Raw genomic sequence first — 18321 nt, forward strand, 5'->3', positions numbered from 1 at the left:
CAGGGGGAGGAACGATGGAACTGTCCAAGGAAGACCGGCTCCCGCCCTTCGTGGAGGAGTTGATCGGCACGCTCGGCGTGCACGCGCAGTACGTCCTGCACGGCAACATCCGTGATCTGCACCTGGTCAACCGGCGTGGCCGGGACCGGTTCCATCCGCTGCTCGACGTGCTGTGGAACCCGCTGCGGGAGATCGGCTACCAGGCGCTGGTCCTCTGCGACCAGGTGGGCGGATTCCGGGTGGCGGGCGGGGACGGGGAGACCCTGACCGCCCTGCAGGAACTGCTCCAGGGCCCGCGCGAGTTCCCCGGCCAGAACGCCGCCCAACGCCAGGCGGTGCTGGACCAGATGCGGAACATCACCACCGGGTGGGCGGAGCAGCGCGAGGAGATGCTGCGGGACGGGCGCCGGTTGCGGCCGCTGCGGGTGGCGCTGGTCGTCGACCACGCCTCCCGTCTGCTCACCGACCCGTCCCGGCTGACCCCCGACGAACGGGACTTCTTCCTCGCCTGCCTCCAACTCGCCACCGAGGCGAAGCCGTTGGAGCCCTGGACCGGCAACCCCGTGGTGCCGAACGAGCCGGGCCGGTTCAACCCGGTGATCTGGCTCGCCGAGGGGGAGCGGGACATACCGGGCTGGCTGATCTCCGGCAGCGAGCGGATCCGGGCCGTCGCCGTGCCGGAGCCGGACGCGGACGAACGCACGACGATGGCACGGCTGCTGCGCGAGCGCTACGACCGGTACGCCGGGAAGGGATCGGGCGGTGCCCGTACCTCGTCCGGTGACACGGACGCGGAGGAGGCGGCGCGGTCCGTCGGCGCGTTCGCCCGGGCGGCCACCGGACTGAGCCTGCGGGCCATGGAGGAGAGCGTGAAGCTCGCCCGCTCCCGGGGCATGCCGTTCACCGCCATGCCCGACGCCGTACGGATCTACCGGCTGGGTGTGGAGAAGAACCCCTGGAGCCGGGGCGAGATCCGCCGGCGCATCCTCGACGGCGAGGACCCGGCCAACGAACGGTCCATCCCCCGGCGGGTGCTGGGGCAGGAGGCGGCCGTGGCGATGACCCTGGACATCCTGAAGCGGGCCGCGCTGGGACTCTCCGGGGCGCAGGCCACCAACCCGGGGCACCGGCCGCGCGGTGTGCTGTTCTTCGCCGGGCCGACCGGAACCGGCAAGACCGAACTGGCCAAGGCCGTGGCCTCCGTGCTCTTCGACAGCGACCAGGCGTATCTCCGCTTCGACATGAGCGAGTTCTCGGCCGCCCACTCCGCCGACCGGCTGGTGGGCGCGCCGCCCGGATACGTCGGCTACGAGGCGGGTGGCGAACTGACTTCCGCCGTACGGGAGAACCCCTTCCGCGTCATTCTCTTCGACGAGATCGAGAAGGCCGACAAGGGCATCCTCGACAAGTTCCTCCAGGTCCTGGAGGACGGCCGGCTCACCGACGGCCAGGGCGTCACCACCTACTTCAGCGAGTGCGTGCTCATCTTCACCTCCAACCTCGGCGTCCAGCGCACCGACCCGGACACCAAGGAACGCGAGTGGATCGTCGAACCGGGCACGCCCTACAAGGAGTTGGAGGCCACGGTCAAGGACAACGTCAAGAAGCACTTCGAGCAGGTCATCGGCCGCCCGGAGCTGATGAACCGGATCGGCGGCAATGTCGTCGTCTTCGACTTCATCTCCACCCCGATCGCCGAGCGCATCTTCGATCTCCAAGTGGGCAACATCCAGCGCCAGTTGGTCCAGGGGCATCAACTCGCCCTGGAGATCGAGGACAGCGCCCGGCGCGAACTCCTGGACCACTGCACGCGGGACAAGTGGAACGGCGGCCGGGGCATCGGCATGGTGCTGGAGACACATCTCATCAACCCGCTGGCCCGGGAGCTGTTCGCGGCGCCCGACCTCGGGCCGGGCAGCACGGTCGTGGTGAGCGACGTACGGGAGACCGAGAGCGGACGGGTGGACACGACGGTCGTGATCAAGAAGGGGGCCGCGGATGCCCGAGACGCCTGACGGCCACGGCGAGGGCTACGACGACGAGGACGACTGGGAGAGCCTCGTCCTGCCCGGCACGGCCCCGCTTCCCGCCCGCCCGCTGCCCGCCGTCGGCGAGCGCTGCGTGCGATGTTCCGCCGTCGTCCCCGTCGGCACGGGCGTCTGCCCCGCATGCCTGAACCCGGTCGGCGCCTCGGTCCCGCAGGCGCGCCGCCTCGCGGGAGGCGTGCTGCGGCTGGTCTTCCGCGGCGGGGGCCGGCACCTCGATGTGCCGCGCGGCTCGGAGATCCGGCTGGGGCGCAGCGAGAGCTGGGCCCCCGAGGCGGCCGGACTCATGGCCGACGAGGATACGGTGTCGGCCCAGCACGCGACCCTCGTCCACACCCCGGACGGGGCCGCCTGGCTGACCGAGGTGCCGCGCGGCGCCGGCAACGGCACCCGCGTCAACGACCGTGTCCTGACACCGGGTTCACCGGTCCGGCTGCGCGACGGCGATCGGGTCGGCCTCGGCCCCGAGGTCGACTTCGTCGTCCGGGGAATCGAGGACGAACCCGGGACCGCGGCGCCCTAGCGAGACGGCGGGCAGGACGGCGATCAGCCGGACCCGGATCCGGACTGCCCGCCCCCGAGCGCCCCGACCGCCGCCCGAGCCACCTTGATGGCACCCTTGTTGATCTCGTCCGTCCCCGGCGCCTTCTTGGTGTCGAAGTCGCTGCCGCTGTACGTCACCACGACCAGCGCGTTGGAGAGGCGCACCATCACCACGCCCTCGCGGGTCTGCTGCTTGTCCTCGGTGGACAGGTTGACCACGGAGTACGCGCCGTCCCCGAGCCCCGGCACGGTCCCGCCGCCGCTCTTCCGGCTCACCTGCTGCTGGAACTCCTGCTTGGCCTCGTCCGCGGAGCCGCTGATCTCGTAGGAGACGTCGAGCCAGTGGTAGTCGTAGCCGTGCAGGGCGTTCCAGGAACAGGTGCGGCGCAGCTTCGGATCGGTCGAGGGGATCTCCTTGCCGGCCGGTTTCGCGCCGGGCACCAGGTCGGCGACGGTCGAGGCGGACACGGCGGAGCAGGGCGAGGAGGCGGTGGAGTACGTCTGCGCCGCGGCCGGGGCGGAGGGCGCGGCGGCGGACGGCGACCGCTCGGGAGTGCTCGCCCCGGACCGGTGCCCGGTGTCCGACTGGGGTGCGGCGGGACCGGTGGACAGCGCCCACCCGGCACAGGCGAGGACCGCGACCGGGGTCAGCCGGGCGGTGAGGGCGAGCGGCAGAGGCAGAGAACGCACGGCGCACATCTCGTGGGAGGGGGGACGGGGACGACAGTGTCACACGACTGCCTGTGCGGCGGAAGCGCGAACTCGCTGGGTGTCCGGGCGGTCACGGACTCACCTCCGGGACGTACCGCTGCGCCCCTTTTGCGCCTCCAGCCAGCGACGGGCACCGACCTCGCTCGGGTACTCGCGCACCGTGAGGTGGGCCAGGAACCAGCCCACGCACCAGGCCGCCACCATCGGCATGACCGGAGCGAGCACGAGCAAGAGGCCGCGCCCGGCCGCGACCAGTCCCGGGGTACGCCGGTTGTGGTCGCGCCGCGCGGCGGCGCTGTCCAGCGGGCCGGGCGGATCGAGCAGGCCCGCCCGGTGGTCCCGGCGCTGCTTCAGCCATCCCCAGACCACGGCCACACACGAGCCGGCGATCTGAACCCAGTCCGCCGCCGTCCGCGCGGCCGGCGACCACTCGCCGGTGAACCCGTCGTAGAGACTCAGCGAGAAGAACACCAGGAGAGCTGACACGACGAGGAGACCGAAGGCGATCCAGACGCGGCGCAGCCAATAGCGGGCGCCGTGCTCGTACCAGGTGGTGCCGAGCTGAGGCAGGGACGGAATCTCGGCTCGGCCTCCCGCCGGACGCGTCTCAGAAGATGCTTTTGACGCCATGCCAGATGTCCTTCCCCATACGTCCGACATCCTTTCCGGTGTCACTGAGCACATGCCCGGTGCCCACCGCGACGCCGCCGATCACACCGTGATCGTGGATGTCCTCGCTCCAGTGCTCGTGCAGGGAGTGGTCGATGACCCCGGTCGCGAGAACGGCCGCTCCCACACCCACCGCCGCCACGGCCAGGGCCGGTGCCTCGGCCGGCAGCAGAGCGCCCGCCACGACGCCGCCGACGACCAGACCACCGACGTTGGCTCCCTCGTCGGTGGCGATGGACCGCTGCCAGGACCACCCCTTGTCGTGGTCGTCCTTCGCCTCCAGCAGCCCGCAGGTACCGGCCGCGGCGATGTCCAGCACGGGAAGTTCCTTGAGCACGTCCGGTACCGCCTCAAGTCCCTTGCCGAGGCGCAGCGCCTCCGCGGCGTCGACGAGCTTGACGTTCAGGGCGCGGTCGTACGGCAACTTGGTGCTGCCGTGCTCGGCGCGGGCGATGTCGTCCTCCAGCGCGTCGACCTTGGTGACCGCGTCGCGGTAGGCGCTCTTCTCAGGCAGGTCCTTGGGCAGCGCCTTGCCCGCCTTCTGGTACGCCTTGCGCTCGGCGCGCAGCTCCTTCTTGGCGTCCTGCGCCGCCTGCTTGGCGTCGTCGAGTTTCTCCCGCGCCTTCTTGCCACCGGCCCGCGCGTCCTCGGCGTCGTACGCGTACAGCCCGCGCAGCGCGTCGTAGAGGGTGACCTTGTCCCCGGGGGACACGGAGTCGTCCTTCTTGGTCACCTGGTCGTACAGCGCCTGCAACTGCTGCGCCGCCACCAGCCGCGCGTGCTGCGCCGTGTGCAGGACGCCGTTGCGCACCTTGGCGTACTCGTTCATCGCGGAGATGGCCTTCTGGTCGTCCGCGCTCGGAGGATTCGCCGTCATGATCGGCACCGGGGCGCCCTTGGGGTCCGTCGCCACGCCCTTGCGGGCCGCGACGTGCTCGGCGTTCTGCAGGGACGTCTCGCACGTGGTGAGGTCGTCGGCGAGCGTCCCGATGATCTCACCGGCCGCGTGGACCAGTTCGGCGAAACCGGCGGCCGTGACCGCGTCCTCGCTCCACATGGAACGGAACGCCTCGGCCGCCTCGCCCTTCCAGCTCGCGTCGCTCGCCAGCTTGTCGACGGCCTTGCTCAGGGGCTTGACCACGCCCTCCAGCTTCTCCTTGGCGTCCTTGTACGTGGTGGCCATGGTGTGCAGGCCGCCGATGTCGCCACCTACCCAGCTGTCGCCCATCAGCTCCAGTCCTCCGGGGTGAGGTCGTCGAAGAGACCGTGGATGTCGATGTCGTGGCGGTGGAAGGAGTCCCGGGCGTAGGCGGCCTTGTCGCTGTGGTCGTCCATGCGGTCGGCGAGCCCGGTGTGCAGGGCGATGATGAGGTCGGCGACCTCCTTGATCGCGGAGTCCAGCGCGGGGTCGCCGCCGCTGACGATGGCCGGGGACACGTCCGGGGCGAGCTTGCGGTAGTCGCCGGCCTGGTCGTGGAAGGTCTTCGCGAGTGTGCTGAGGTCGTCGTAGATGACCTTGAAGTCGGCCGTCACCGACGTACCTCCTGTGCGTAGGCGGCCAGGTCCTCCGGCCGCCAGTTGGGTTCTCCGGGCGCGAGTCGCGGGTCCAGCAGGACCGCCACATCCTGGTCGGCCACGCCCTCGGCCAGCGGACCGAGCGAGGTGGCCGCCCAGGGCTGTGCCTCGCCGAGCGCCTCGACCAGCTTCTCCAGCGTGGTGAAGGCGAGAGCCGCCATGCCGTACGCGGGATGCTCGAAGAGCTCGAAGACGACGAAGGGGACCCGTGCCGGGCGGCCGTCCGAGCCCGTGGCCGCGACGGACCTCGGATGCGCCGGCACGAACACCGGTGTGTGGTAGGCGGGTACTCCCGGTCTGGGCGCGGGCCGGTCGTCCGCGGCCGCGCGCGGTGCGGGCGCCGACTCCGCCAGGTCCGACAACGCCGAACGCCGCGGCCGGGGCCCCTCTTCCGGAGGCTCTCCGCCCGGCGGTCCGGGCTCCGCCTCCACGAAATCGAGCAGGCGTGAACGTATCGGCGCCGTCACCGCCGTCACCTCTTCCCCGTGGTCGTGCGTGGCCGATTCAGGCCCGACCACGGTAGCCAGCGGACGGCGGGGCAAATCCGGCTATGTCGGGGCCGTGGCCGTGACATGCACGGAACTCATACAGGGGCTTGGACTGGGCATGGGCATGTCTTGACCTTGCCCTGAACCGTGCTCCTCGCCCGCCTGCGGTCACGGCACCCGCGCGGTCCACTCCCCGGTCGTGAACTTCGTCCGCGCCAGTTCCCGGGCCCGCGCCAGCTCCTCGTCGGTCACCTTGCCCGGTGCGAGGCCGTAGCGCGCCCGGAAGGAGTCGATCATGCGGTCGATGACGGCCTCACGGGCAAGCCCGGTCTGCCGGCGCAGCGGATCCACCCGCTTCTTCGCGCTCCGCGTCCCCTTGTCCGACAGCTTCTCCCGGCCGATCCGCAGCACTTCGGTCATCTTGTCGGCGTCGATGTCGTACGACATGGTCACGTGATGCAGTACGGCGCCCGGGCCGCCGCCGGGTCCCACGACCCGCTTCTGCGCGGCGCCCGCGATCTTGCCCTGGTCGGTGGCGATGTCGTTCAGCGGCTGGTACCAGGCCCGGATGCCCATGTCGGCGAGCGCGGCCAGCACCCAGTCGTCCAGATAGGCGTAGCTGTCCTGGAAGGACAGGCCGTGCACCAGGGACTCGGGCACCGACAGGGAGTACGTGATGGTGTTGCCGGGCTCCACGAACATCGCGCCGCCGCCGGAGATCCGCCGCACCACCTCGATGCCGTGGCGGGCGGCGCCGTCCGGATCCACCTCGTTGCGCAGCGACTGGAAGCTGCCGATGATCACCGCGGGGGCGGCCCACTCCCACACCCGCAGCGTCGGCGGGCGCCGGCCCGCGGCCACCTCGGCGGTCAGCACCTCGTCCAGGGCCATGTGCAGGGCCGGGGACTGGGGGCCCTCATGGATCAACTGCCAGTCGTAGTCGGTCCAGTCGGTGGCGTGCGCCAGCGCGCGGCGCACCGCGATCGCGATGCCCTCCGCCGTCAGCCCGTACATCACCGTGCCCGCGGGCAGCGCCGCCTCGATCCGCGCGGCGAGCCCGGCCGCGTCGGTGCCCGCGGGGGCGCCCTCCAGCGCGCCGTTCACCGCGTCCAGCGCTTCGTCCGGCTCCAGGAAGAAGTCCCCCGCCACCCGGACGTCGCGCAGCACGCCGCCGTCCGTCTCCACATCCACGACGACCAGCTTGCCGCCGGGCACCTTGTACTCTCCGTGCACCGCCTGGGCCCTCCGTTTCCCTCAGCGTGATCAACGCACCGCCGCCCCGTGGTGTTCCCCGCGGGCCGCTGCGCCCAGGCTCCGTCAAAACGGTGTCAAGGTCCTCGGGCGCGCCGCCAAGGAAGCGCTAACGGCCGCACCGCCCGCCGCGCCCGGCCGCTTCCTTGGGAGAAGGAACCCTCCCGTGCGGGGAGCCGGATCAGTGAGCGGAGCGCGTCGGCGGCGATGAGTGACGTACGGCCCGGACGACTGAAGGTCTACCTCGGCGCGGCCCCCGGGGTCGGCAAGACCTACCGGATGCTCGACGAGGGGCGGCGGCGTGCCGCCCGCGGCGCGGACGTGGTGGTCGGCTTCGCCGAGTGCCACGGCCGGCCGCGCACCGAGGCGATGCTCGACGGCCTGGAGCGCGTCCCCCGCGCCGCCTGCTCCTACCGGGGCGGCCGGTTCGAGGAGATGGACCTGGGCGCGGTCCTGGCGCGGCGCCCGCAGCTGGCGATCGTGGACGAGTGCGCGCACAGCAACGTCCCGGGCGAGGGCCGCAACGCCAAGCGCTGGCAGGACATCGAGATCCTGCTCGCCGCCGGGATCGACGTCGTCACCGCGCTCGACATCCGGCACCTGGAGTCCCTCAATGACGTGGTCGAGAAGATCACCGGAGTGCCGCAGCACGAGACCGTCCCCGACGAGGTGGTGCGCCGCGCCTGGCAGATCGAGCTGGTCGACATGCCGCCCGAGGGGCTGCGCCGCCGGATGGCGCACGGCAACATCTACCCGCCCGAGGCCATCGACGCGGCGCTCGCCAACTACTTCCGGCCCGGCAATCTGACGGCGCTGCGCCAACTGGCGCTGCTGTGGGTGGCCGACCGGGTGGACGAGGCGCTCCAGGAGTACCGCTCCCGGCACGGCATCGGCCGGATCTGGGAGACCAGGGAGCGGGTCGTCGTCGCGCTGACCGGCGGCCCCGAGGGCGACACCCTGGTACGACGGGCCGCCCGCATCGCCGACCGGTCCGCGGGCGGCGACCTGCTCGCCGTGCACGTGGCCCGCAGCGACGGGCTCGCCGCCGGTGTCTCGCACGCCTCGCTGGCCCGGCAGCGGCGGCTGGTGGAGGACCTCGGCGGCAGCTATCACTCGGTCGTCGGCGACGATGTGGCCGCCACCCTGGTGGAGTTCGCCCGCGCCGAGAACGCCACCCAGCTGGTCCTCGGCACCAGCCGACGGGGCCGCCTCGCGCGCTTCCTCACCGGACCCGGCACCGGAGAGACCGTCACCGCGCTGTCCGGAGACATCGACGTGCACCGCGTCACCCATGAGCGGGCCGGGCGCGGCACCCTGCTGCCGTCCCGGCGGCGCACCCTGTCCCCGGCCCGGCTGATCGCGGGACCGGTGGCCGGGCTGGTGCTGCCGGTGCTGCTGACCGCCGTCCTCGCCCAGCTGCGCGGCACCCTCAACCTCACCAGCGAGGCCCTGCTGTTCCTGCTCACGGTGGTGGGCGTGGCCTGCATAGGCGGGGTCGCCTCGGCGGTGATCGCGTCGGTGACGGCGTCCCTGCTGCTCAACTACTGGTTCATCCCGCCCGTCGGCGCGTTCACGCTCGCCGAGCCCAACGCCCTCGTGGCGCTCGCCGTGTTCGTGGTCGTCGCCGCCGTGGTGGCCGCCGTCGTGGACCGCTCCCTGCGCCTGTCCCGGCGGTCGGCGCGGGCGACGGCCGAGGCGGAGACCATGTCCTCGCTCGCGGGCAGCATCGTGCGCGGCGAGGCGACCATCCCGGCGCTCCTGGAGCGCACCCGGGAGACGTTCGGCATGGACTCCGCGGACCTCCTGGACGAGCCGCCGGACGCGCCCGGGGTGACCGCCGTACCCGCCGGGCCCGGCGCCTTCCTCGCCCTGCGCGGCCGGACCCTCTCCTCCTCCGAACGGCGGGTGCTCGCCGCGTTCGCCGCGCACGTCGGCTCGGCCGTGGAACGCGCCCGGCTGGCCGAGGCGGCCGCCGAGGTGGAGCCGGTGCGGGCCGCGGACCGGCTGCGCACCGCGCTGCTGCGGGCCGTCGGCCACGATCTGCGCACCCCGCTGGCCGCGGGCTGGGCCGCCGTCACCTCGCTGCGCGGCCGCGACGTCGCCTTCTGCGCCGAGGACCGCGAGGAACTCCTCGCCACCGCCGACGAGTCCATGGCCAAGCTCAACCGCCTGGTGGAGAACCTGCTCGACCTCAGCCGCCTGGAGGCCGGGGCGCTCACCCTGAACCTGCGGGAGACCTCCCTTGAGGAGGTGCTGCCGATCGTCCTCGCGGACGAACCGGGCGCCGAGGCGGCGGATCTGGAGGGGATCCCGCCGGTGCTGGCCGACCCGCCGCTGCTGGAACGGGTGCTGGCCAACCTGGTCGGCAACGCCGCGCGGCACTCGCCCCCCGGGACGAAGGCGCTGATCACGGCGAGCGCCTTGGCCGGACGGGTGGAACTGCGGGTGGTCGACCGGGGTCCCGGCCTGCCCGCCGACGGCCGCGAGCGCCTCTTCGAGCCCTTCCAGCGCCTCGGCGACACCGACAACACCACCGGCCTCGGCCTCGGTCTCGCCCTGGCCCGCGGCCTGACGGAGGCGATGAACGGCACGCTGAGCCCGGAGGACACGCCCGGCGGGGGGCTCACGATGGTCGTCTCGCTCCCGGTCGGGATGCGCGCCGAGAATCCCGGACACCTCCAGGGCACGCCCGGCCCCGAAGCCTCCCCGCCCGCCGCCCGCGCGGCCCGCGCCGAGACCACCCCCCACCCGGCCGAACCCGCCGCAGGAGGCACGTGATGACCACGTCGACCGCGATCCGCACCCTCCACCGCACCCGCCCCGCGCCCCGGACCTGGCCGCCCTCGCGGCGGCCCTGGCCGTCCCGTTCCTGGTGGCCCTCGCCCTCGTAACGGCCCGGACGGCGCCCAGCCACACCGACGCCGCGCTGTCCCTCGTGGTCGTCGCCGTGGCCGCGCCGGGCGGCCGCACGGCAGGCGCTGTCGGCGGCGGCCTGGTCCGACCTCTTCCTGACGAGGCCCTACCAGACCTTCGACATCACCATCGCCGCGTCCGCCGACACCGCGAAGCCGGCACTGCTGCCCGCCGTCGGCCTGACCGTCCACCAACTCGCGGCACGGGTACGGAAGTTGCACATCATCACGCCGGCGGACGAGCTGACCGAACTGCTCGGGCTGCGCGCCTGCCGCTTCGAGTACGGCACGCCCGTGGGCCGGCCGCCGCGGCTGGAGAACGACGGCGGCGCGACCGTCGGACGGCACACCCGCAACCCGGACACCGACGACCGGACGGGCGCGGCGCTGGACACCTCGGGACCGGTGCGCGGCTGGTAGGGCGTGGCCGCGCCGACCCGTCAACGTCCCGTCAAAACCGGTGCGTCGAGCGCGAAGAAGGCGACAGGAGAGGTCGGCGCGGGCGGGGGAGCGGGCAGACGCTGGGTGCCTTCGCGCGCCCCCGCCCGGGCGCGGCCGAACCGACGAGGAGCACGCGCCCATGTCCGTCCTGACCACCGAGCCGGATGCCGTCCCCGCCGGCGAGGAACCGCCGGACACCGGCGAACGGCACCGGCTGACCGCCGTCACGGGCCTCGCGGCACTGTCGCTGGACGCGATGGCGTCCGTGGCGTACGGCCCCGAGGCGATCGTCCTGGTCCTGGCCGGCGCCGGAGCGCGCGGCCTCGGCTTCACCCTGCCGGTGACACTCGCCATCGCCGCCCTGCTGGCGGTGCTGGTCGCCTCCTACCGGCAGGTCATCGCCGCCTTCCCGGACGGCGGCGGCGCCTATGCCGTGGCCAGGGCACACCTCGGCGCCCGCACCGGCCTGGTGGCCGCCGCCTCCCTGGTCCTGGACTACGTCCTCAATGTCGCCGTCGCCGTCACCGCGGGCGTCGCCGCCCTGACGTCCGCCTTCCCGGGCCTGTACGGCCACCGGCTCTGGCTCTGCCTCGCGGTGCTCGCCCTGATCACGGGCGTCAACCTGCGCGGCATCGTGGAGTCGGCGCGCGCGTTCATCGTGCCGACCGCCGTGTTCGTCGGCGCGATCTTCGTACTGATCGCCGTCGGACTGTTCCGCGACCACCCGGTGAGCACGGCGAGTGCGGCCGGGCACGCCTCGGTCGTCGCGGACCACGCCACGAGCGTGGGCACCCTGCTCCTGCTGAAGGCCTTCGCCTCCGGCTGCGCCGCGCTGACCGGCGTGGAGGCCATCGCCAACGCCGTGCCCTCCTTCCGGGTGCCCCGCACCCGCCGCGCCCAGCGGGCGGAGATCGCCCTCGGCGCCGTACTCGGCCTGATGCTGATCGGCCTGTCCGTGCTGATCGGCCGCTTCCACCTCCAGCCGGTGGAGGGTGTCACCGTCCTCGCCCAGCTCGCCGACGCCGCCCTCGGCCACAACGCGGCGTTCTACGTCATCCAGTTCGCCACGATGATCCTGCTGGCCCTCTCCGCCAACACCTCCTTCGGCGGACTGCCCGTCCTGCTGAAACTGCTCGCCCGCGACGACCACGCACCGCACGTCTTCGCCCTGAAGGCCGACCGCCAGGTGCACCGGCACGGCGTCCTGGCGCTCGCCGCGGTGTCGGCGGCGCTGCTGGTGTTCTCCGGCGGCGACACCAACACCCTGGTCCCGATGTTCGCCATCGGCGTCTTCGTCGGCTTCACCATCGCCCAGGTCGGCATGGTCCGGCACTGGCGCGCGCAGCGCGGCCGCGGCTGGCGCGGAAAGGCGCTGCTGAACGGCGGCGGCGCGCTGCTCACCGGCGTGGCCGCGGTCGTCGTCACCGCGAGCAAGTTCACCGAGGGTGCCTGGCTGATCGTGCTCGCGCTGCCCGCGCTGGTCGCCGCGTTCGAGTCGGTGCGCCGCGCCTACGGCCGGATCGACGAGCGCCTCGGGCTCGGCCTGCTCCCGCGGGCCCCGCACCGCGAGCGCTCCCTGGTCATCGTGCCCGTCTCCGCGCTGTCCCGGCTCACCTCGGAGGCGCTGACCGCGGCGGCCTCCCTCGGCGACGAGGTCCGGGCGGTCAGCGTGTGCGCCCCCGACCCCGAGGACCGGGAGCGGGCCCACGCCTTCGCCCGCTCCTGGCGGGACTGGGACCCCGGCGTCGAGCTGGTGCGCCTGACCCCCGAGCGGCACGGCCTGGGCCGCCCGATCGCCGCGTACGTCCGTGCCGTGGCCGCCGCCGAGCCCGGCACCCGGGTGACCGTGCTGATCCCGGAGGCCGAGCCGGAGCGGCTGTGGCAGCGGCTGCTGCAGAACCAGCGGGGCGCGGTCGTGGCGCACGCGGTACGGCGGGAGACGGACGCGGTGATCTGCCGGCTGCGCTTCCGGCTGTGAACCGGCCACCCCGCACCATGGGGCTACTGGCCAGTACGGATCACCTCCCGTAAGAGACCCGTCAAAGGCGAAGGGGCCGCCGTAAGAGGGCCGTCAACGACGACCAGAACCGGCCAGGGAGGCGTTTTCCTCTAACCGTCCGCTTTCTTTCGCACCTCATTCCAGGAGTTCACGATGGCCGATCTGGCCTTCGTCGTCACCACGATCGTGTCGTTCGCGCTGGTGGCTCTCGTCGCCAAGGGGGTGACGAAGCTGTGACCGCCGAGAACATCGTCGGCCTGATCGTGGCCGTCGCCCTGCTGGGCTATCTCGTCCTCGCCCTGATCTTCCCGGAGAGGTTCTGACGGTGAGCCCCGTACTCGCAGGCTTCCTGCAACTGCTCGCCCTGATCGGCGTGCTCGCACTCGTGTACCTCCCGTTCGGCGGCTACATGGCCCGGGTCTACACCTCCCCCAAGCACCTGCGGGCGGAGCGGTGGATCTACAAGGGCATCGGCGCGAACCCGGACGCCGAGATGACCTGGCCCGCCTATCTGCGCGGGGTCCTCGCCTTCTCGGCCGTGAGCGTCCTCTTCCTCTACCTGCTGCAGCGGTTCCAGGGGATGCTGCCCGGCTCGCTCGGGTTCGCCTCGGTCAGCCCGGCACAGTCGTTCAACACCGCCGTGTCGTTCGTGACCAACACCAACTGGCAGTCGTACTACGGCGAGCAGACGATGGGGCACGTGGTGCAGACCGCCGGTCTGGCCGTGCAGAACTTCGTCTCCGCCGCGGTCGGCATGGCGGTGGCGGTCGCCCTGGTGCGCGGCTTCGCCCGCTCCCGCACCGGTGAACTCGGCAACTTCTGGGCCGATCTGGTGCGCGGCACCGTGCGGATCCTGGTGCCGGTGGCCGCCGTGGCCGCCGTACTCCTGGTGGCCGCGGGCGCGATCCAGAACTTCTCCGGCATCCACGAGGTCGGCCAGTTCATGGGCGGCACCCAGCAGTGGAACGGCGGCGCGGTCGCCTCCCAGGAGGCCATCAAGGAACTGGGCACCAACGGCGGCGGCTACTTCAACGCCAACTCCGCCCACCCCTTCGAGAACCCCACCGCCTTCACCAACCTCCTGGAGATCTTCCTGATCCTGGTCATCCCGTTCTGTCTGACCCGCACCTTCGGTGTGCTGGTCGGCTCGGTGAAGCAGGGTTACGCGATCCTCGCCACGATGGCCACCATCTGGGTGGGCTTCACCCTGCTGATGATGGCGACGGAGTTCTCCCACCACGGCCCGGCACTCCAGGCCGCGGGCGGCGCGATGGAGGGCAAGGAGACCCGCTTCGGCGTCGGCGGCTCCGCCATCTTCTCGGTGGCGACGACGCTCACCTCCACCGGCGCGGTGGACTCCTTCCACTCCTCCTTCACCGGCCTCGGCGGCGGCATCACCATGCTCGGCATGATGCTGGGCGAGATCGCGCCCGGCGGCGTCGGCTCCGGCCTGTACGGCATGCTGATCATGGCCGTGATCGCGGTGTTCATCGCCGGTCTGATGGTCGGCCGGACCCCCGAGTACCTGGGCAAGAAGATCGGCGGCCGCGAGATGAAGCTCGCCGCCTGCTACATCCTCGTCACCCCGACGCTGGTCCTGGTCTGCACCGCCGCCTCGATGGCGCTGCCGACCCCGCCGCACTCCATGCTCAACCCGGGCGCGCACGGGTTCTCCGAGGTGCTGTACGCCTTCACCTCCGCGTCGAACAACAACGGCTCGGCCTTCGCCGGACTGAACGCCAACACGGACTGGTTCAACACCATGACCGGGCTCGCGATGCTGTTCGGCCGGTTCCTGCCGATGGTGTTCGTGCTCGCGCTCGCCGGCTCCCTCGCCGGACAGCGGCCGGTGCCGGCCACCACCGGCACCCTGCGCACCGACAAGCCGCTGTTCACCGGCCTGCTGGTCGGCGCGATCCTGATCGTCACCGGCCTCACCTACTTCCCGGCGCTCGCGCTGGGCCCGCTCGCCGAAGGGCTGGCGTGATGACGACCCGAACGGAATCCCACGAGGACGCGATGTCCACTCCCACCCTTGCGCCCCACCAGGACGCGCCCACCGGGCACAAGACCGACGAGAGCCGTGTCGGAGCGGGCCTCTTCGACCCCAAGCAGCTCCTGAGGTCCCTGCCCGAGGCGGTGCGCAAGCTCGACCCCCGGGTGATGGTGAAGTCGCCCGTGATGTTCGTGGTGTGGGTCGGCTCGATCCTCACCACCGCGTTCTCCTTCAAGGACCCCGGCGACTGGTTCGGCTGGACCATCAGCGCCTGGCTGTGGCTGACGGTGATCTTCGCCAATCTGGCGGAGGCCGTCGCCGAGGGCCGCGGCAAGGCCCAGGCCGACACCCTGCGCAAGGCCAAGACCGACACCGTCGCCCGCCGACTGGTGAACGGCGCCGAGGAGCAGGTCCCCGGCACCGCGCTGACCATCGGTGATCTGGTGGTGTGCGAGGCCGGCGACATCATCCCCGGTGACGGCGATGTCGTCGAGGGCGTCGCCTCGGTGGACGAGTCGGCGATCACCGGCGAGTCCGCCCCGGTCATCCGCGAGTCCGGCGGCGACCGCAGTGCCGTCACCGGCGGCACCAAGGTGCTCTCCGACCGCGTCGTCATCCAGATCACGACGAAGCCCGGCGAGACCTTCATCGACCGCATGATCGGCCTGGTCGAGGGCGCCGCCCGGCAGAAGACCCCCAACGAGATCGCGCTCAACATCCTGCTGGCCTCGCTGACCGTCGTCTTCCTGCTGGCCTGCGCCACGCTGCCGCCGTTCGCCGACTACGCGGGCACCCATCTGACCATGGTGGTGCTGGTGGCCCTGCTGGTCTGCCTGATCCCGACCACCATCGGCGCGCTGCTGTCCGCGATCGGCATCGCCGGCATGGACCGGCTCGTGCAGCGCAATGTGCTCGCCATGTCGGGCCGCGCGGTCGAGGCCGCCGGTGATGTCTCCACCCTGCTGTTGGACAAGACCGGCACCATCACCCTCGGCAACCGCCAGGCCGCCGAGTTCGTGCCGGTGCGCGGCACGACCGAGGCCGAGGTCGCGGACGCGGCCCAGCTGTCCTCGCTCGCGGACGAGACCCCCGAGGGCCGTTCCGTCGTCGTCCTCGCCAAGGAGCGCTACGGGCTGCGCGAACGCCACCAGGGTGAGCTGGAGCACGCCGAGTGGATCGCGTTCACCGCGCAGAGCCGGATGTCCGGCGTGGACCTGGACGGCCGCCGGATCCGCAAGGGCGCCACCGCCTCCGTCATCACCTGGGTGCGCGAACAGGGCGGCGAAGTCGGCGCGGACGCCCAGGAGTCGACCGACAAGATAGCCGCGGCCGGCGGCACCCCGCTGCTCGTCGCGGTGCACGACGAGCGCGGCGCCCGCGTCCTCGGTGTCATCCACCTCAAGGACGTCGTCAAGGAGGGCATGCGCGAGCGGTTCGAGGAACTGCGCCGCATGGGCATCAAGACCGTGATGATCACCGGCGACAACCCGCTGACCGCGAAGGCGATCGCCGAGGAGGCGGGCGTCGACGACTTCCTCGCCGAGGCCACCCCCGAGGACAAGATGGCCCTCATCAAGCGGGAGCAGGCCGGCGGCAAGCTGGTCGCGATGACCGGTGACGGCACCAACGACGCGCCCGCGCTCGCGCAGGCCGACGTCGGCGTCGCGATGAACACCGGCACGTCGGCCGCCAAGGAGGCCGGCAACATGGTCGACCTCGACTCCAACCCGACCAAGCTGATCGAGATCGTCGAGATCGGCAAGCAACTCCTCATCACCCGGGGCGCGTTGACCACGTTCTCCATCGCCAACGACGTGGCGAAGTACTTCGCGATCATCCCGGCGCTGTTCGCGGCCGTCTATCCGGGCCTGGACAAGCTGAACATCATGCGGCTGGCCTCGCCGGACTCCGCGATCCTGTCCGCCGTCATCTTCAACGCGCTGATCATCATCGCGCTGGTGCCGCTGTCCCTCAAGGGCGTGCAGTACCGGCCGATGAGCGCGGACAAGATGCTGCGCCGCAACCTCGGCCTCTACGGCATCGGCGGCCTGATCGCCCCCTTCATCGGGATCAAGCTCATCGACCTGCTCATCTCCCTCATCCCCGGAATCGGCTGATCGCCATGAACAACTCCGTCACGAACACCGCCCGGTTGCTCTGGGCGGGCCTGCGGGCCCTGCTGGTGCTGACCGTGGTGACCGGCGTCCTCTACCCGCTGGCCGTCACCGGTGTCGCCCAGGCGCTGTTCCCCGGCAGGGCGAACGGCTCCGAGATCACCTCGCACGGCAAGGTCGTCGGTTCCTCCCTCATCGGCCAACAGGGCTACACCCTCAAGTACTTCCAGCCCCGGCCCGCCGCAGGACTCGGCGCCAACTCCCTCAACACCCGGTACAAGCTGATCCTCTCCGGAGCGACCAACCTGGCGGCCGACAACCCCAAGCTGGTCAAGGCCGTCGAGGACGCCCGCGCGAAGGTCGTCAAGGACAACTCCGTGCCCGGCTACACCGTGCGGCCCGCCCAGGTCCCGGCCGACGCGGTCACCTCCTCCGGCTCCGGCCTCGACCCGGCCATCTCCCCGGCGTACGCCGAGCTCCAGGTGCACCGGGTCGCCGAGCGCAACGGCCTGTCCGTCGCGCGGGTCGAGCGGCTGGTGAAGGAGCACACCCAGGGCCGCGGCCTCGGCTTCGTGGGCGAGCCGCAGGTCAACGTCCTCGAACTCAACATCGCGCTGCGGGACCTCGCCGCGGGTCGGTGAGGGCCCGGCCCCACCCGGCACAGGGGAGCCGGCGCCCCGGGAGCAATCCCCGGTGCGCCGGCTCCCTCTACGCCATCCGCCCTCGCCACCCGCCCTACGTCATCCGCCTTACGTGATCCGCCCTACGCCCTACGGACAGGAGAGTGACCCCCATGACCCGGGTGCTCGTGGTCGAGGACGACCCGCAGCTCGTACGGGCCCTCGTCATCAACCTGCGGGCCCGCCGCTACGGCGTCGACGCCGCCCCCGACGGAGCCACCGCCCTGCGCCTCGCCGCCGCGCGCAGACCCGATGTGGTCCTGCTGGACCTCGGGCTGCCCGACATGGACGGCGTCGACGTCCTCAGGGCGCTGCGCGGCTGGACCCGGACGCCGGTCATCGTGCTGTCCGCCCGGCAGGCGTCCGGCGAGAAGGTCGCGGCGCTCGACGCGGGCGCGGACGACTACGTCACCAAGCCGTTCAGCATGGACGAACTGCTGGCCCGGCTGCGCGCCGCGGTCCGCCGCACCGAGGACACCCCGGCCGCGCCGGAACCGGTCCTGGTGGAGACGGCCCACTTCAGCATCGATCTGCTCGCCAAGAAGGTACTGCGCGACGGCAGGGACGTGCGCCTCACCCCGACGGAGTGGCATCTGCTGGAGATCCTGGTGACCAACCCCGGCCGGCTGATCACCCAACGGCATCTGCTGCGCGAGGTCTGGGGCGTCACCCAGGCCGCCAAGACCAACTACCTGCGGGTCTACATGGCCCAACTCCGCCGCAAACTGGAGACCGACCCCGCCCATCCCCGCTATCTGATCACGGAGCCGGGAATGGGGTATCGCTTCGAGGGGTGACGGGGACTGCGGCTGACGCGGACTCCGAGCGGCAGCCGGTGTCGGCTCAGGGCCATCGGGCGGGGCGGGCCTCGGAGTTCAGCCCCCGGACAACCCAGAC

16 protein-coding genes are annotated in these 18321 nt (G+C 72.0%); 10 read left to right on the forward strand and 6 right to left on the reverse strand.

The genetic code is table 11. The features are described from left to right. Positions 1-14: 14 nt before the first annotated feature. Positions 15-2015 (forward strand): AAA family ATPase, encoded by a 2001-nt coding sequence (locus AB0N90_RS26710; RefSeq protein WP_361681038.1) that lies wholly within the window; start codon positions 15-17, stop codon positions 2013-2015. Continuing rightward, a complete protein-coding gene (locus AB0N90_RS26715; protein WP_365200794.1) occupies positions 1999-2568 on the forward strand; it encodes an FHA domain-containing protein in 570 nt (189 codons plus the stop codon). Before AB0N90_RS26710 ends, AB0N90_RS26715 begins: the two co-directional genes overlap by 17 nt. A gap of 23 nt (positions 2569-2591) precedes the next feature. Here AB0N90_RS26715 and AB0N90_RS26720 read toward each other — a convergent pair whose 3' ends face one another. The 6 genes from AB0N90_RS26720 to AB0N90_RS26745 form a co-directional block, all read right to left on the reverse strand. Continuing rightward, positions 2592-3278 (reverse strand): hypothetical protein, encoded by a 687-nt coding sequence (locus AB0N90_RS26720; RefSeq protein ID WP_365200796.1) that lies wholly within the window; start codon positions 3276-3278, stop codon positions 2592-2594. 99 nt (positions 3279-3377) lie between these two features. Beyond that, the gene (locus AB0N90_RS26725) at positions 3378-3929 is read right to left on the reverse strand and encodes a hypothetical protein (RefSeq protein WP_365200799.1); all 552 of its coding nucleotides are present in this window, start codon (positions 3927-3929) and stop codon (positions 3378-3380) included. Beyond that, the gene (locus AB0N90_RS26730) at positions 3907-5196 is read right to left on the reverse strand and encodes a WXG100 family type VII secretion target (RefSeq protein WP_361681051.1); all 1290 of its coding nucleotides are present in this window, start codon (positions 5194-5196) and stop codon (positions 3907-3909) included. The genes AB0N90_RS26725 and AB0N90_RS26730 overlap by 23 nt, the downstream gene beginning before the upstream one ends. Further along, the gene (locus AB0N90_RS26735) at positions 5196-5501 is read right to left on the reverse strand and encodes a DUF6317 family protein (RefSeq protein WP_085567375.1); all 306 of its coding nucleotides are present in this window, start codon (positions 5499-5501) and stop codon (positions 5196-5198) included. Before AB0N90_RS26735 ends, AB0N90_RS26730 begins: the two co-directional genes overlap by 1 nt. Continuing rightward, on the reverse strand, positions 5498-6010 hold the full coding sequence (locus tag AB0N90_RS26740; protein WP_365200803.1) for an SAV_915 family protein: 513 nt from the start codon (positions 6008-6010) through the stop codon (positions 5498-5500). Before AB0N90_RS26740 ends, AB0N90_RS26735 begins: the two co-directional genes overlap by 4 nt. A gap of 189 nt (positions 6011-6199) precedes the next feature. Further along, the gene (locus AB0N90_RS26745; protein ID WP_365200806.1) at positions 6200-7264 is read right to left on the reverse strand and encodes a biotin/lipoate A/B protein ligase family protein; all 1065 of its coding nucleotides are present in this window, start codon (positions 7262-7264) and stop codon (positions 6200-6202) included. 225 nt (positions 7265-7489) lie between these two features. On the opposite strand from AB0N90_RS26745, the gene AB0N90_RS26750 reads away from it, so the two are divergent. From AB0N90_RS26750 to AB0N90_RS26785, 8 genes are all read left to right on the forward strand, one after another. Beyond that, positions 7490-10060: an ATP-binding protein gene (locus AB0N90_RS26750; protein WP_365200808.1), complete on the forward strand. Its 2571-nt coding sequence runs from the start codon at positions 7490-7492 to the stop codon at positions 10058-10060. Positions 10061-10410: 350 nt separating this feature from the next. Beyond that, entirely contained in the window at positions 10411-10614 is a 204-nt protein-coding gene (locus AB0N90_RS26755; protein ID WP_365200810.1) for a hypothetical protein, read from the forward strand. Positions 10615-10774: 160 nt separating this feature from the next. After that, positions 10775-12613 (forward strand): APC family permease, encoded by a 1839-nt coding sequence (locus AB0N90_RS26760; RefSeq protein ID WP_365200813.1) that lies wholly within the window; start codon positions 10775-10777, stop codon positions 12611-12613. 254 nt (positions 12614-12867) lie between these two features. Then, positions 12868-12957, forward strand: a complete 90-nt coding sequence (kdpF, locus tag AB0N90_RS26765; protein ID WP_037659531.1) for a K(+)-transporting ATPase subunit F — start codon at positions 12868-12870, stop codon at positions 12955-12957. Between the two features lie 2 nt (positions 12958-12959). Then, complete coding sequence (gene kdpA, locus AB0N90_RS26770) at positions 12960-14621, forward strand: potassium-transporting ATPase subunit KdpA (protein WP_365200816.1); 1662 nt, start codon at positions 12960-12962, stop codon at positions 14619-14621. After that, positions 14621-16747, forward strand: coding sequence for a potassium-transporting ATPase subunit KdpB (kdpB, locus tag AB0N90_RS26775; RefSeq protein WP_365200818.1), 2127 nt, complete (start codon positions 14621-14623; stop codon positions 16745-16747). Before kdpA ends, kdpB begins: the two co-directional genes overlap by 1 nt. A gap of 5 nt (positions 16748-16752) precedes the next feature. After that, a complete protein-coding gene (locus tag AB0N90_RS26780; protein ID WP_361681076.1) occupies positions 16753-17385 on the forward strand; it encodes a potassium-transporting ATPase subunit C in 633 nt (210 codons plus the stop codon). Positions 17386-17537: 152 nt separating this feature from the next. Beyond that, complete coding sequence (locus tag AB0N90_RS26785) at positions 17538-18221, forward strand: response regulator (RefSeq protein WP_365200821.1); 684 nt, start codon at positions 17538-17540, stop codon at positions 18219-18221. The last annotated feature ends 100 nt before the right edge of the window (positions 18222-18321 follow it).

The sequence above is a fragment of the Streptomyces sp. NPDC093018 genome (genome assembly GCF_040684035.1).
GTDB classification, from domain to species: Bacteria; Actinomycetota; Actinomycetes; order Streptomycetales; family Streptomycetaceae; genus Streptomyces; species Streptomyces murinus.

Bases quoted from the DNA above. Each gene is read 5' to 3' on its own strand.
- AB0N90_RS26710 (WP_361681038.1), top strand. From the start codon at position 15: ATGGAACTGTCCAAGGAAGACCGGCTCCCGCCCTTCGTGGAGGAGTTG.
- AB0N90_RS26715 (WP_365200794.1), top strand. From the start codon at position 1,999: ATGCCCGAGACGCCTGACGGCCACGGCGAGGGCTACGACGACGAGGAC.
- AB0N90_RS26725 (WP_365200799.1), bottom strand. From the start codon at position 3,929: ATGGCGTCAAAAGCATCTTCTGAGACGCGTCCGGCGGGAGGCCGAGCC.
- AB0N90_RS26730 (WP_361681051.1), bottom strand. From the start codon at position 5,196: ATGGGCGACAGCTGGGTAGGTGGCGACATCGGCGGCCTGCACACCATG.
- AB0N90_RS26750 (WP_365200808.1), top strand. From the start codon at position 7,490: ATGAGTGACGTACGGCCCGGACGACTGAAGGTCTACCTCGGCGCGGCC.
- AB0N90_RS26760 (WP_365200813.1), top strand. From the start codon at position 10,775: ATGTCCGTCCTGACCACCGAGCCGGATGCCGTCCCCGCCGGCGAGGAA.
- kdpB (WP_365200818.1), top strand. From the start codon at position 14,621: ATGACGACCCGAACGGAATCCCACGAGGACGCGATGTCCACTCCCACC.
- AB0N90_RS26780 (WP_361681076.1), top strand. From the start codon at position 16,753: ATGAACAACTCCGTCACGAACACCGCCCGGTTGCTCTGGGCGGGCCTG.
- AB0N90_RS26785 (WP_365200821.1), top strand. From the start codon at position 17,538: ATGACCCGGGTGCTCGTGGTCGAGGACGACCCGCAGCTCGTACGGGCC.